General features: G+C 59.3%; 9 protein-coding genes. 3 read left to right on the plus strand and 6 right to left on the minus strand.

Translation table 11 applies throughout. The features are described 5' to 3' along the window. Positions 1 to 10: 10 nt before the first annotated feature. The 3 genes from purF to GSQ80_RS01885 form a co-directional block, all read right to left on the minus strand. Positions 11 to 1,522: an amidophosphoribosyltransferase gene (purF, locus tag GSQ80_RS01875; RefSeq protein ID WP_158785815.1), complete on the minus strand. Its 1,512-nt coding sequence runs from the start codon at positions 1,520 to 1,522 to the stop codon at positions 11 to 13. 329 nt (positions 1,523 to 1,851) lie between these two features. Further along, positions 1,852 to 3,549, minus strand: coding sequence for a carboxypeptidase-like regulatory domain-containing protein (locus GSQ80_RS01880; RefSeq protein ID WP_158785816.1), 1,698 nt, complete (start codon positions 3,547 to 3,549; stop codon positions 1,852 to 1,854). Positions 3,550 to 3,784: 235 nt separating this feature from the next. Further along, positions 3,785 to 5,548 carry a GWxTD domain-containing protein gene (locus tag GSQ80_RS01885; RefSeq protein ID WP_158786201.1) on the minus strand — a complete coding sequence of 588 codons (1,764 nt, stop codon included), beginning with the start codon at positions 5,546 to 5,548 and terminating at the stop codon, positions 3,785 to 3,787. A 291-nt stretch (positions 5,549 to 5,839) separates the two neighbouring features. Between GSQ80_RS01885 and GSQ80_RS01890 the strand changes: the two genes are divergently transcribed. The 3 genes from GSQ80_RS01890 to GSQ80_RS01900 all read left to right on the plus strand — a co-directional run bounded on the left by GSQ80_RS01890 (position 5,840) and on the right by GSQ80_RS01900 (position 11,109). Next, complete coding sequence (locus tag GSQ80_RS01890; protein WP_158785817.1) at positions 5,840 to 7,240, plus strand: efflux RND transporter periplasmic adaptor subunit; 1,401 nt, start codon at positions 5,840 to 5,842, stop codon at positions 7,238 to 7,240. 33 nt (positions 7,241 to 7,273) lie between these two features. Next, positions 7,274 to 8,092: an ABC transporter ATP-binding protein gene (locus GSQ80_RS01895; protein WP_158785818.1), complete on the plus strand. Its 819-nt coding sequence runs from the start codon at positions 7,274 to 7,276 to the stop codon at positions 8,090 to 8,092. A gap of 146 nt (positions 8,093 to 8,238) precedes the next feature. Next, positions 8,239 to 11,109, plus strand: coding sequence for a hypothetical protein (locus tag GSQ80_RS01900; RefSeq protein ID WP_216850084.1), 2,871 nt, complete (start codon positions 8,239 to 8,241; stop codon positions 11,107 to 11,109). A gap of 40 nt (positions 11,110 to 11,149) precedes the next feature. Here the strand turns inward: GSQ80_RS01900 and GSQ80_RS01905 are convergent, their stop codons facing one another. The 3 genes from GSQ80_RS01905 to thiE all read right to left on the minus strand — a co-directional run bounded on the left by GSQ80_RS01905 (position 11,150) and on the right by thiE (position 14,974). Beyond that, positions 11,150 to 12,700, minus strand: a complete 1,551-nt coding sequence (locus tag GSQ80_RS01905; protein WP_158785819.1) for an amino acid permease — start codon at positions 12,698 to 12,700, stop codon at positions 11,150 to 11,152. Between the two features lie 36 nt (positions 12,701 to 12,736). Next, positions 12,737 to 14,200, minus strand: coding sequence for an APC family permease (locus GSQ80_RS01910; protein ID WP_158786202.1), 1,464 nt, complete (start codon positions 14,198 to 14,200; stop codon positions 12,737 to 12,739). A 150-nt stretch (positions 14,201 to 14,350) separates the two neighbouring features. Further along, the gene (thiE, locus tag GSQ80_RS01915; RefSeq protein ID WP_158785820.1) at positions 14,351 to 14,974 is read right to left on the minus strand and encodes a thiamine phosphate synthase; all 624 of its coding nucleotides are present in this window, start codon (positions 14,972 to 14,974) and stop codon (positions 14,351 to 14,353) included. Position 14,975 lies beyond the last annotated feature (1 nt).

Here is a 14,975-nt window from a genome sequence, read left to right on the forward strand (position 1 = left end):
GGTCGTTCCGCTAGAGGTGAGCGGAGAGATTTCTTGTGATGTGGCTTGCGACATCTTCGGTATGTTTGGCAGCGTCGTTCCGTTTTTGTTCCAGCGTGTTGAGATATTCTTCGGTGATGTCTCCGGTGACATACACTCCATCGAAGACAGAAGTATCAAAATGAGTGAGACTGGGGCAAGCGTCGGTAATGGCCTGTTTCAAATCGTCCAGGTCTTGAAAGATGAGTTCATCCGCTCCAATATTCTTTGCGAGTTGCTGCACATCGCGACCGCTGGCAATCAGCTCAGAACGCGCCGGCATATCGATTCCGTAGACATTCGGAAAGCGTACCGGGGGCGCGGCCGAACACACGTAAACCTTCTTCGCGCCTTGTTCCCGGACCATCGCGATGATCTCGCGGATCGTCGTTCCGCGGACGATGGAGTCGTCCACCAACAACACGTTCTTGCCTTGGAATGCTTGCGGAATCGGATTAAGCTTGCGCCGAATCGACTGCTTGCGCTGGGCCTGCCCGGGCATGATGAAGGTTCGCCCTACATATCGATTTCTCACCAGCGCATCACGATAGGGAATATTCAATCGAGTCGCAATCTCCTGCGCGGCTACGCGGCTCGTCGAAGGAATTGGGATCACGACATCAATGGGGAGGTGAGACCACTCGCGCTGAATTTTTTCCGCAAGCTTGGTCCCCATGTTGATGCGGCACTGGTAGACCGATGCCCCATCAAGGACAGAGTCTGGCCGCGCCAGGTACACAAACTCGAATAAGCAAGGGGCTTTCTCGTGTGCCTGCAGGCTCTGATGCTGGAAGACCGTACCTTCCGTGTCAATGAAGATTACCTCGCCCGGCGCGAGGTCGTGGTCCAGATCGAAGCCACTCACCTGCAGCGCCACGCTCTCTGAGGCGATCATGAACTCAGCCTCTTTCCCCTCGCCGCGCTTTCCGAAAACCAGTGGTCGAATCCCGTGCAGATCGCGGAACGCCACCATACCCACGCCAGCGACCATAGCGATCACCGCATAGCCGCCCTTACATCGTCGATGAACTTCTTCGACGGCCGCGAATACGTCAAACTCATTGGGGCGAACGGCTCCGCGCCGAGAGAGTGCATGGGCAAAAACATTCAACATGACCTCGGAGTCGGAGCTGGTATTCAGGTGGCGCATGTCCGTGAGGAATAGGCTCTCCACAATCTCTGAGACATTGGTGAGGTTGCCGTTATGCGCGAAGATAATTCCGTAAGGTGAGTTGACATAGAACGGCTGTGCTTCAGCCACCGACGCGCAGCCTGCCGTGGGATAACGCACATGCCCAATCCCCATGTCTCCTAACAGCCGTGCCATGTTTCCAGCCTCGAAGACATCGGTAAGCAGGCCATTTCCCTTCTCGAGGTAGAACCGGTCCTCAAAGCACGTCGCAATGCCCGCAGCGTCCTGGCCGCGGTGCTGAAGCATGGAGAGGCTTTCGTAGATGACGGAGCTAACTGGACTACGCCCGAAGACGCCGACAATACCGCACATGGTTCCTCACTGCCTGCCTGATGCCGCACAAACTTCTTGAATCATCGCGAAGTTCACCAGCGTGGATAAAACAAGCTAAAACGTCTGCCTGCTTACCTATATAACGTCAGCGTGCTTACCTATATTTAGAGTCCGGTCCAGCCCAAAGGGTTCAAAGGAGAGGAATCCGCAAGGCCGTTTAACTGCCTGCATTCAAGGGAAATTACTCTCTACCATCATCTCCCATCCCGATGAGGAAAATCGCGCAAGCGGGCGCCGACAACGAGAAACACTACCAAAAGTTTCGATAATTGAATAGGTTAGCGGAACAGCCGAGGCGGACGCACAGCCTAGAAGTTGAAGGACAAGCCGCCCTGAATTGCCCGCGGAACCTGCGCCAGGATCAGCGTCTGACCGTCCGGCGCGAGCACGGGCTGATAGCCCTGCTCCAATAGATTGGTCGCCTCCACCACGGCATCCAACCCCTGCGGCAGCATGCTTCCGGACCACAGCCTCTGCCGCACATAGAAGGTCACGTATGCCTCCTCCGGCATAACGTTGTAAGCGTTCACCTGGGTGAGTGTATTGGCCGGCTGCCAGCGATATTCCGCCTTCAGCGACGTGCCGGTACGAACGATTCTTCCTCTGAGAGCCACGCTGGCGGCCGCGGTCGTCTGGGGCGTCAGGCCGGCGGCCAGATTTGTCATCACTAGGTCGCCACCACTTCTCAGAGCAGTTCCGAGGTCATACTCCACCCACGCGGACAGCGCCGGTGTCAGCGTCTGCATGAGCGAAACGCTCAAACCCCGCGCAGCATATCCGGGACCGCCGACCTGGAACGTTCCCGTAGTTGGATCGGCTACTGCATTCGCCAGCTGCAGCGAACTGGCACTCATCAGCCCACTGCCACCAATGGCTCCATACGGGAGCCTATCGATATAGGCCGAGGCGCTGATCACGCGGCTACCCAGCTTACGACTCACTGACAGCTGCTGATGCATACCCCGGTCACTAAGCGGCTTGCCATTCGCGTCCGGCACCACGAACAACGCAGGTTTCAGTTGATCGAGACCATCCGAGCTCTGCAGCTCACGGCTGGAAGCATACCGATATTCCACCACCACATCATTCCCGGGGCGGGCGGTAAATCGTATGAATGGTTCAGCTTCCAGGCGGGTCTCCTCGAGGTGTTCGGCCTCCATCAATGTCCCCGCGTCAATCAGGAACATGTCACCCAGCGCGAACTGCTGGGTACTCGCCAGCCGCAGCACTTGGAAACCACCCGAGCCTCCATCGGTCAACTCCGGATGTGATTGGAAGCTCGAGACCAACCGCGTGCTTCCACCCAGCGGGCTGCGACGTTCGTAGCCTGTAATCAACGCGATGGACGGCTGCGGGGTGTCCCCACCCGTCTGCACATCCCCGACATCGGCGCGCAGCACAGCTCCATCTCCGTCCTCCATCGTTCTGTCCAGGACGAACGCCTGGTGCAGGCCGCCGTCTCCAAAGACTCCGTCTCCGCTGGTCAACATGATTCTTCCCTGCGAGGAGACACGGTGCGGCTGATCGGCGCTGGAAGAGATCGGCGCACCGCTCTCTGGATCCACCAGCCGCAGCAACGGCCGGTTTGCGGCCGATCTCAAGGTCCACTTCCAGTCGTCAACCGGCTCATCGGCTCTTCGGCGTTGCGCCGGCAGCCAGTTGTCGGCGTCGAACAGGTTGTTCATCGTGAGATTGACGATCGACTGCACACCCGCTCGCAAGCGCACGTCATTACGCAGAAGAGGAATAAAAAAAGCTGCGGTCGCGCGCAGCTGGTAGCGGCCCGGCGTCACCGTGGCCATGATGTAGCGGCCGTGATCGTCGCTGACCGCGGTCGCGATGGTGCCGTCCTCGGCACGCATCAACTCAATGAGCGCACCCATCTGGGGCGTACCGCGAACGTCTCGGACGGTGCCTGAGATGATGGCAGAGGTCTGCAGGGCGAACAATTGCCCACTACCAGCAACCATGATCAATAGCAACAAACCTGGTAAAACTCGTTTCACCGCGCTCAAACCCTCATTCGCGCGTCTACGGCTCTCCGATGGACCGCCCAGTCGGGAAGCCGGACGGCTGTCTAGCTGGTGGAGGCTGCTATCGCGGTACTGTCCTGCGTAGCTTGACTCCTCGTGCGCCGGAAGATCGGCTGAACTGCCCTTCACCTGCCCACGTTCGAACGGGCCCGCTTGCGTCTACTGCTTCGCTTGGGTCTACTGCTCCCCTTGCGTTTACTGCCCGACCTTACTGCTCAACAATGAACGGCGCACTCTGATCAATCGTCTGCTTCAAGATCCCGTCGTTCACCTTAATGGTCACCTGGTACTTGCCCGGCTCGAGGCCTGCCAGCGGCATCGTCTTTTCCAGTGTCAGCTGGTCGGCATTGGGGTTCAACTTTGAGGCCGACTCCTGCATATCCAAAACCGATTTGTTCGTCGCCATGTTGAGAATCTGGTACTCGATCGTGGCATCGTTGCGCTTGTTCTCGCCAATGCCCAGATTATAGACCTGCATCCAGAAGTTCAGGTTCTGCGCCCTGTGGAAGGTCACAGGCGCTGCAAACGTCGGCGGAACCCGTGGCACAACCTTCGTGTTTCCAATCACAAAGCTTCCAGCGCCCACGTCCTTCGAGGGTACCCGCTCCATCTCCCCCGCAAGGATGAGCGAAGAGGAAGCCAGCCGGTCGTCATCAAATTCGGGCACATCCACGCTCCGTCTCCATGCGCCCATGTGGTCAGGATTGTTGACATCCTTGATGGCAATCTCCAGCTTGTAACGTCCCGGAGGCAACGGAATCGCATTCCAGTAGACCGACATGTTGTTCTTTGTGCGCTGCAGAAGATCACTGGGCGTTTCAACCTTCACCGTGTCTTCAAACGTGTACACGATGCGGTGGGTAATAGTGCTCACGCGGCCAAGGATATTGACGGTTCCAACCGAGTCACCTTCCTTGGTGTTGTACGTGATGTCGCCGTTACGAATCTGCAGCGTGACGGGAACCATGACCGTCTCATTGGTCAGCTTCACGTAGTCGGTGCGAACGTCAAACAGGAACGGCGGTCCGGAGAGCACCTTCGAGGTGGCCAGGAAATCGTCCAGATCTGCGAACTTAACCGGCGGCGGGGCAAACAACTTGGAGAACGTATCCAGCCGATCAAATTCCTTGCTCTGCTGCGAAGACGACATCGGACCATTGCCGAGTTGCTCGAGCCCGCCGCCTGAGAAACGGTCCGCTTTCTTGGCCTGACCCATCTCCTCGTACTGCGTCAACCCCGCTCCAGGTACATGCTTCAGGGCATCCTTCTCGGAACGGTCGATGGTTGCGTGATACTCACCGCACATGCAGGTATCCACAAACTCGATGTCGATGTTGTCACCAATACCCTCCAGATAGCGGTAATGCCACACCTCGAAGGGGAAGGTCGATGTTTCGCCGCCGCCTTCATCCATGGGACGCTCGTAGCTTCCACCCGACGGGTGCGAGTCGATGCTGTCCGGCTTTCCGTAGGCGATATAAATGTGCCCGCGGTCTGTCATCCATCCCGGCTGACCGGCCGCGAAATGCTCGTTCGCATAGGCGATGCGTGCATAATACTCATCGCGATACTCGTTATCGTTCGAATCAGGATTCGGGTTGCGCCGTTGCCAGAACTGCTCGATGAACGAGTCACGCTCTTCGTCGTTGGAGAGGCTCTTGAACGTCTTGGCCTCCTGGTCGGTGATAATCCACCGCACATCTGCCTCCAGCCACGTCTTGTACGTGCCCTTCAACTCGATTTTGGTTGCATTGCGGCGCTCGCGTTCCTCGCGGTCGCTCAAGCGGCGCTTCAACGGATCGGGTTTCTCCGCCACCGGAGGGGTCTTCGTCACGCTACCTGTGTCGGGGGTCGATTGGGTCGCCTGTGCCGGGGTGGTATTTGGGGAAGTAGTCTGCGCAACCACCCCCATGCTGGTACACGAGAGTGCCACAAAAGCCATACCTGGAACTACAAAGCGCGACAAAAACATTTTCATTGGGTAAGGCCCTGCTCCTAATTTACTTAGACGCTCTATTCTAATCTCGGGAAGCCGCATGCACAAGGCTCCAAGCAACCCACTGATATCATCAGGTCATCGAAGGAGCTTTCCTGACCGCTTGACCGCAATCGTCCATCTAGAGTTCTGTTTATTCTGGTTCCCAAAGCATCTGTTCCCAATGCTATGGAACCGATCGCAGTCTGCCTGCGTATCCCATTTCGATGAATCCAACAGCGGATCTGTGTCTTGTCGACTGGACGCCCTCCGCAAGAGAAAGCGTCCATGACCGGTAAGAAAATTCTGCTGATCGTCGTCATCCTGCTCGTTGTGGCCGGTGTAATCGTTGGAACGGTGCTGCACAGCCGCTCAGACGTGCCCGCCGTAACCACCGCCAAGGCCATCCACGGAGACCTTGTATCCACCGTGAGCGGCACCGGCCAGATCAAGCCCAAGACCATTGTGAACGTCGGTGCAACCTCTTTCGGCCGCATTACTCACCTCTACGTAAAAGAGGGCGACCACGTTGCGAAGGGCCAATTACTCGCCACCGTCGAAAGCGAGCAGCCCGCCAGCGCCGTTGCCGCCCAGCAGGCGACCATCGCCTCTTCACGCACCAACGTCGATTCCTACGTTGCCGCAGAGAAGACCGCTGAAGCCAACGTAGAACAGGCCCAGGCGGACCTCGAGCAGAAGAAATTCGACTATCAGCGCGCCCAGGCGCTCTATAAGGACAACCTGATCGCCAAGCAGGACTTCGACGCCAAGAAGGCTGCCTACGATGTGGATGTCGCCACCCTTGCCCAGCGCAAAGCTGCCGTCAGCCAGGCAAGCGCCCAGACCGCTTCTGCCCGCAGCACGGTTCAGCAAAACACCGCCACGCTGAAAGGCGATACCTATTCGCTCGGCCTCACCCGCAGCGTCGCTCCCTTCGATGGCCTGGTCACCAACATCCCCGTCCGCGAGGGCGAAACCGTCATCATCGGCATCCAGAGCTCCGCGGGATCGACCCTGATGACCCTCGCCGACATGTCCACCATCACCGCCGAAGTCAAAGTGGACGAGACAGACATCGTCAATGTGGCTCTCGGTCAAACCGCAACCGTCACCGTTGACGCCTTCCCTGGCCAGACATTCACCGGCAAGGTCACTGAAGTCGGCGATCAGGCTCTCCTGCGCACCACCGGTCTCGCCACCTCGCAATCCACCACCGGCACCGAAGAGGCTAAGGACTTCAAGGTCGTCGTCACCCTCGACCCGGTCAAGATTGATCTCCGTCCCGGCCTCTCCTGCACCGCCAAGATCACCACCGCACATCAGCCAGACACCCTCACCATCCCCATTCAGGCGCTGGTCATGCGTGATCCCGCAGAGGAAGCCTCTCTCTTCAAGAATCACGGCAAGGCATCCACCACTGCGACTCCCGCGACCCCAGGCAAGCAGTCGACTCTCGTTCAAGGCGTCTATCTCATTGCCAAGGATGAAAACCGTCTCCGCGTTCGCTTCGTACCGGTAACGACGGGCATCACCGGTACTACCGACATCGAAGTCCTCAGCGGCCTCAAGCAGGACGACGAGATCGTCACAGGGCATTACAAAATCCTGCGTACGCTTCGAAGTGGCCTTGCTGTGAAACGCGACAATTCAATCACTCCTGTCGCGGTTACGGACGACAGTTCCAGCTAACGTTTTTCTTCCACCGTTCTCACGGAGACACCTATGACCATCGACACCTCCGAAGTCATTGCACCGGCACAGAATCGCATCGGGGCCAACGCCGATGGTCCCCACCCCGGCGACGTCATCGTCACCGACAATCTCTGGAAGACCTACGAGATGGGCGATCAGCAGGTCCACGCCCTGCGCGGCGTCGACATCCGCATCCGCAACAACGAATACGTCGCCATCATGGGGCCCTCCGGCTCCGGCAAATCTACGCTCATGAACCTGATCGGCTGCCTCGACTCGCCCAGCGAGGGCCATTACTGGCTCAACGGCCACGATGTCTCCCAGCTCAACGACGACGAACTTGCCCGCATCCGCAATAAGGAGATCGGCTTCGTCTTCCAGACCTTCAATCTGCTCGCTCGCGCCACGGCGCTGCACAACGTAGAGCTGCCCTTGATCTACAACGGCACCCCCGCCGCAGAACGCATCGCCCGCGCGAAGTTCGTGCTGGAGTCGGTCAACCTTGGCGAGCGCATGAATCACAAGCCGAACGAACTCTCCGGCGGTCAGCGCCAGCGCGTTGCCATCGCTCGCGCCCTGGTGAACAAACCCTCCATCATCCTCGCCGACGAGCCCACAGGCAATCTTGACTCCAAGACTTCGGTCGAGATCATGGCGCTCTTCGATGAGCTCCACGCCCAGGGCAACACCATCGTCCTGGTTACTCATGAGCCCGACATCGCCGACTACGCTCACCGCGTGATCTCGATTCGCGACGGTTCGGTGGAGTCCGATGGACCGAGCGCCCGCATGCGCAACGCCGAGCACGGAATTTCCGCCGTTCGACACTCCGGCGAGCCCTCCCACTAGCCAAACTAAGTGCGATGGGACTCCCAATCGTCTGCAACCTGCTCAGGCTGATCAATGAGGCTGGCGTTCCTCCGCCGGGAACCTCCTGCACAGCCCCAGGCGTTTCCTGGTTACCACAGCTACGACCGGGCATCTAAACTAGCAGTATGGATAAGCGCGTCCGATTTTTGCTGCTGCCCCTTCTCTTCCTCTCCTGCTGCAGACTGGGCTACGCCGCTGATTCACGCTTCGATTTGATTGGACCCAAGATTGACGTTCGCGTCACCCGCGACGGTCAGACGCTCCCCATCGCCGCCGTTCCCAACCTGCAGCCCGGCGATAAGCTCTGGATCCACCCGGAACTTCCAGCTTCGCAGTCGGTCCACTACCTGCTGATCTGCGTCTTCCTCCGCGGCAACACCAACCCGCCACCTGAGGACTGGTTCTTCCGCATCGAGACCTGGGATCCCAAGGTCAAAGCCGAGGGTGCTTTCGTCACCGTTCCCGCCGACGCCCAACAAGCCATCATGTTCCTCGCGCCCGAAACAGGCGGCGACTTTAAGACTCTCAAATCCGCCGTCCGCGGGCGGCCGGGCGCCTTCGTTCGCGCCTCCCAGGATCTAATCGAGGCCGGCTTCGAGGAAGCTCGCATCGAGAAGTACATCGCCTCCATCCGCCGAGTTCCTCCAGCTGATCCCACCTTGCTCGCCAAGCACTCCGATTTGCTGGCGCGCACGCTGGACCTCAAACCTAATGAAGCCTGTTTCAAGCAACCAGTCGACACGCAATTCACCTGCCTCACCCAAACTGGCTCACAAATTGTTCTCGACGACGGAAACGGCCAGACCCTCTCGAACGTGCTCAACGGCCCGACCTCCGACCTCATCTCCCAGGCCAGCTACACGGCGGCGGCAGGCGGCGGTCTTTACTCGGCATACGTGGGGGCCATCGTCGACGTCGTTCGCATCATGAGCAACCTGCATTCGGCTCAGTATCAGTACATCCCTGCCATCAGCTTCCCGCAGGACGACGCCATGAATCTGCGCCTGAACACGCCGCCGTCGTTCCATAATCCTAAGTCTGTTCTGGTCATCGCGCTTCCAGCGGTGCAGTCTGTCGTTACGCCGCCGCTGCGCCCCGCTGATCCCAACGAGGTCACCTGCCTGATCAAGCCGTCCGTCGTTCTTCCCATCGAAGGCGCGCCGTTGGTCTTCTCCACGGACTTTGCCCATGACCTCGTTCTGCATCTGAACACTCCTCCCGGCGCGCCGTCCGAGCCGGACATTCCACTCACCGCCGACGCCTACCACGGCGGCCTCGTGTTGCAGAAGGATCAACAGCACCACATCCCTCTGCATGAGGCCACGCCGCTACAGGCAGCCGGCTCAGGCCAGCCCAATCCCTTCGCGGATTCCAAACTGGCTCCTCACCCGACCGCACCGCCGCCCAAGCCTCAACCGAAACCTGCGCTGCTCACCGGTGTCATCCTGGGCCGCTGGGGATTCGACAGCTTCACCGGCCCCACCGTCCAGTTGCAGCAGCTTCCCGGCACCGACTGGACCGTTGTCCCATCCTCCGGCGCAGGCAAAGAGCCGACCTATGACCTCATCGCCGGCCATACCGCGACGCTCCTACTGAACTCAACCGGCTCAGCCTGCGTCCACACGATCACGGCGGATCCAGAGGCTGAAAACCCATTCCCGGTGCCCTTCAAGCCGCAGCCAAAACCTGATCGGCCAAACATTCTCGCTCTCACCCTGCCGCTCGAGCATGACCTGACGCCAGGCGATCTGCACCTTGCCATCCAGCAGTACGATCAGCCCAAGCCGGACCACCTTTCTGCCCGTACCTTTTCCGAACCCGCCACCGTCACCGCTGTTGAACTACATGCGGGCGACAAGACCCTGGTCGTCACCGGCACGCGGCTCGGCGAAATCGACAAGATCACCCTCGGCGATCTTGTCTTCTCGCCCGCACCCGATGCCTCGTACGATGTTCAGCCTCCCGACTCCACCTCGGCGGGAACCCTTCACTTCGATCTGCCTGCCAATCGGCCCATCCCACCCACCCACGTCGGCGAAAAGCTGACGGCCTCCCTTGCACTCCGCGACGGCCGCGTCCTCTCTGTGCCACTGGTTGTCTCTGCGCCGCGCCCGGTCATCGCGCTGCTGCGCAAGACGTCTATCCCTGATTCGAAGACCTCCAATATCAACCTTTCGAACCCGGATGATCTTCCCCTCACTTCGCTGTTCACCTTCACCCTGAAGAGTCCGGATCGCTTTCCACGCAACGGCCAGATCGAGATTGAGACGCTCGACGGCACCCTGCGCACCGTCCTCACCCTTGCGCCCTCGGGTGGCCTGCTCCTGCAGGACCCGCACACCATCGTGGCAACGTTGGATCCGCTGCGGTCGTTTGGCCCCAGTGCCTTCGGTGCCCTACGCATGCGCGCGATCTATCCTGTCGCCGCCTCGCATCATAACGACCGTCACGCTTCGGACACGCCCACCGAGCCCGGAACTGCGGCCGCAACCGCGGACACCGGCACCGACGATCCTGTGTCGCCCGCGAGCGATTGGCTGTCGCTCGTAACCCTGGTGCGCATCCCCACGCTCTCTCAGCTCCAATGCCCGGCGGACATCACCCAACCCTGCACGATCACGGGCATGAACTTATTTCTTCTTCAAGGGGTCTCGGCAAATCCGGATTTCTCCGATGCGGTCTCGGTTCCTGACGGCTACACCGGCACCACCCTCACCATCCCCCACTCCTCGGCTGCAACGATCTTCTTCAAACTTCGCGACGATCCCACGAGCATCCAATCAGCCGTTCTTCCGACGCCTGCATCACCGGCGACCCACATTCATCACGCAGCACACAGCACTCACGGCGACGCGGAACCCTCCGGCCAGGAGACGGCCCCGGACACGAACAACCCTGCCCCGACCACCCAGCCAACTCCAGCGCCCCAAAAGCGAGAGAGCCCGACGCCACCGGCGCCGAGCTCTCCTTCCACTACATCCCCCTCCAGCATCTGATTTCTGGTTCAGAAGAGTTGGGGCCTGATCCCATCGCCGCTTACAAGATCGGATCAATCAATGGCGCCTGTTCGGAAGCGGGCAGCTTCTGCACCTTGCTGTGCTTGACGCTGTAGGTGAAGTAAATCACCAGCCCCACCAGTAGCCATCCGACGACCACAATCTTGGTCAATGAAGGCAGGGTCCAAATGAGATACGCCGCGCTCAGGATCCCGAGGATCGGCACCAGAGGAACCAGCGGCGTCTTGAACGGCCGATGCAGACTCGGATTCCGTCGCCGCAAGATCCAGACCCCGGCACACACGATGCCAAACGCCAGCAGCGTGCCCATGTTCACCAGTTCGCTCAGCTTGTCGATGGGCAGTAGCGCCGGCATGAACGCCACGATCAGCCCAACCACAATGTTCGAGATCCACGGGGTCCGGAACTTCGGATGAATCGCGCTCGCCCACTTCCACAGCAAGCCGTCCTTCGACATCGAGAAGAACACCCGCGACTGGCCAAGCAGCATCACCAGCATCACGGTTCCAAGACCGAACACCGCGCCAATCTTCACCAGGATCGATCCCCAGCGAACGCCCGTTGCATCGATACCCACCGCGACTGGGTCGGCAACGTTCAGCGAGTGATAGTTCACCAGCCCCGTCAGCACGCCCGACACAAGGATGTACAGAATCGTGCAGATCACCAGCGATCCAAGAATGCCGATCGGCATGTCGCGCTGAGGATTCTTTGCCTCTTGCGCGGCCGTCGACACCGCGTCAAACCCGATGTACGCAAAGAAGATCGAAGCCGCGCCCGCCGTGATGCCCCCTATACCAAACGCGCCCGGCCCCTGGCTCGGCGGAATGAACGGATGCCAGTTGGCCTTCGCGACGTCTGGGTGATGCAGGATGAACCCGACTCCCAGCACCAGGAAAACTCCCACCACAAACAGCTTCACAATCACAATCGCGGAGTTGAGATTGGCCGACTCCTCAATCCCGATCACCAGCACCGCGGTGATCGCAAGAATCGCCAAAAAGGCCACGAGGTTGAACACCCCGGTAACGTGCGGCAGCCCAGCCGTGCTTATACCCGGCGCCAGTGAAGCGATCGGCTGCCAGCGATCCTGATACAGGACCAGAACATTGCCCGGCGTCGTCGTCAATTGCGGCGGCAGATGAATATGGAAGTCCTGCAGCAAACCAACCAGGTAGCCGCTCCAGCCGGATGCCACCGTCGCCGCGCCAAACGCATACTCGAGCACCAAATCCCAGCCGATGATCCACGCCACGAACTCACCCAGCGTCGCATAGCCGTAGGTATAGGCCGATCCCGCAATCGGAATCAGCGAAGCGAACTCCGCGTAGCAGAGTCCTGCAAAAGCGCAAGTAATTCCCGCCACCACAAAGCTAAGCACCACGGCCGGACCCGCATGCTTCGCAGCCGCCTGTCCCGTCAGCACAAAGATGCCCGCTCCAATGATGGCGCCGATACCCAGCGTGATCAGGTTCAGCGGCCCAAGTGCCCGTTTCAGACTATGCTCGCCTTCATTCTCGGCTTCCTTCAACAACATGGACAGCGGCTTGATCGCCAGCAGATTCGCCATTCGCTCTCGTTCTCCCAAATATTGATTCGTCTTCTTCTATTGGACGGCCTGCTCCACGTTCTTGCTTCGTCTCGTCCACACCCAATACACCGGCAAGCCCAGCAGCACCAGAATTAACCCTGGCCACGTGTATTGCGGCTTATATCGCAACAGTACACCACAAATCCATATCGCCATCACGATATACAGCGCCGGCAGCACAGGATATCCAAGCGCCTTGTAAGGCCGCGGAGCCTCTGGACGAGTCCTGCGCAACACAAACAAACCGCCAATCGTCAGCACATAAAACACCAGCACCGCAAAAATCACGTAGTCCAGCAGATTTCCGTACTGGCCACTCAAACACAGCAGGCAAGCCCAAACGCACTGCATCCACAAGGAGTTCACGGGCGTCTTCGTCTTCTCATCGAGCTTCCCTACCGACTTAAAGAACAACCCGTCCTGGCTCATCGCGTAATACACCCGAGCTCCAGCCAGCAGCATCCCATTCACGCATCCAAACGTGCTTACCAGAATCGCCGCTGCCATGAACTTCGCGCCGAGCCCACCAAACGCCGCTTGCATCACTGCCGTCGCCACCCGATCCTGCGGCGCGGTCTGGATACCCGCCATCGGCAGCACACTCAGATAAACCAAATTGCATGCGATATACAACAGCAACACCACACCCGTCCCCAATGCCAGGCTCAGCGGCAGATTTCGCTTCGGATTCTGAATCTCTCCCGCGGTAAACGTGACGTTGTTCCAAGCATCACTTGAAAACAACGAACCCACCTGTACGACCGCAAGGACAACCGCCACATTCAACACAATTTCCCGCAGACTCGCGCGGGGCCATTCGCCTTGGCCAAGCCACTCACCATGATGACTGAGAAATCCTTGCAATTTCCAAGGCCCCAACGACCAAAAGTTATGCCCAAAGTTCGACGCCAGTCCGGCCCCGTCCAGATGCTCGAAATACAGCAGCACTCCAACCCCAATGACTGCCAGCAGCGCCAGCACCTTTGCACTAGTGAAGACGTTCTGCACCGCCGCACCCAGCTTCACACCCCGCGTGTTCGTCCATGTCAACAGCACAATGATGACGATCGCGGCCAGATTCGCCGTGCTCAACCCAACGTTTCCACTCCCCACATGCCACAGCCAGTGCGTCTGACTAACGCTCGGAAAGAACACGCCAAGGAACTTCCCGAACGCCACACCCACCGCCGCGATTGTCCCTGTCTGGATCACCAGAAACAGCGTCCAGCCATAAAGAAAGCCCCAGATCGGGCCCAGCGACTCGCGCAGATACACATACTGGCCGCCAGCCTTGGGCATCATCGCGGCCAGTTCGCCATAGCTGAGCGCCCCAATGATCGTCATCAGCGCCGTCACCAGCCACGCCGCAATTAACAGCGCGGGCGACCCCAGCACCCGGCTCATATCCGCCGGCACAATAAAGATGCCCGACCCGATCATCGAGCCCATCACAATCGCGGTAGCTGAAAACAGACCCATCCCCTGCACAAACCTGGGCGCAGAGGCGGTCTCGACATTTGTGGGGGAAGCAGTCTGTTGCGGAATCACGTTCCCCAACCTTATCGCAAACACGAAACAAAGCGCCACTGGCCGCCTAGGCTTAGCCAGGGTGCTAACGTTCGCCGTTCCCTATCGCAAAATTTCAAGGAAGTCTTTCGCAATCTTACCCGGCCGCTCGCCCGTCGTCAGTAGCGCACCAATCACGGCCACCGCATCCGCTCCCGCATCAATTACGCTGCGCGCATTCTCGCGCGTAATCCCACCAATCGCCACCAACGGCTTTCGCGTGAGCGCACGTGCCCGCCGCACTCCTTCAAGCCCGACAACCGGCTGCGTATCTGCTTTGGTTGACGTCGCAAACACCGGCCCGATCGCAATATAGTCCGCCGCCGAGGCATCCGCCTCCACTACCTGGCTGTCGTTATGCGTCGAAACTCCAATCACCCGCCTCGCACCCAGCACCTTTCGCGCATCGTCCGGCGAGAGATCTTCATGCCCGACGTGCACACCCCAACCCGCCAGCAGCGCCAGGTCCGGTCGATCATTCATGATCAACTCGCAGCCCGACCCTGCAAACTCAGCAACAATCTCCTTCGCTGCGCGCAGCACCTCGTCCGGCGGCCCACCTTTATCGCGATACTGCAACATGTTCACCCCGGCCAGCGCCATCCCTCGCGCAAAATCACGGACATTCATCCCATGAGCATCCAGCGTCGCCCTGTCCACAATCGCGTAAAGCTTCGGCAGCGTCATG

The organism is Granulicella sp. L46, assembly GCF_009765785.1.
Lineage (GTDB): Bacteria > Acidobacteriota > Terriglobia > Terriglobales > Acidobacteriaceae > Granulicella.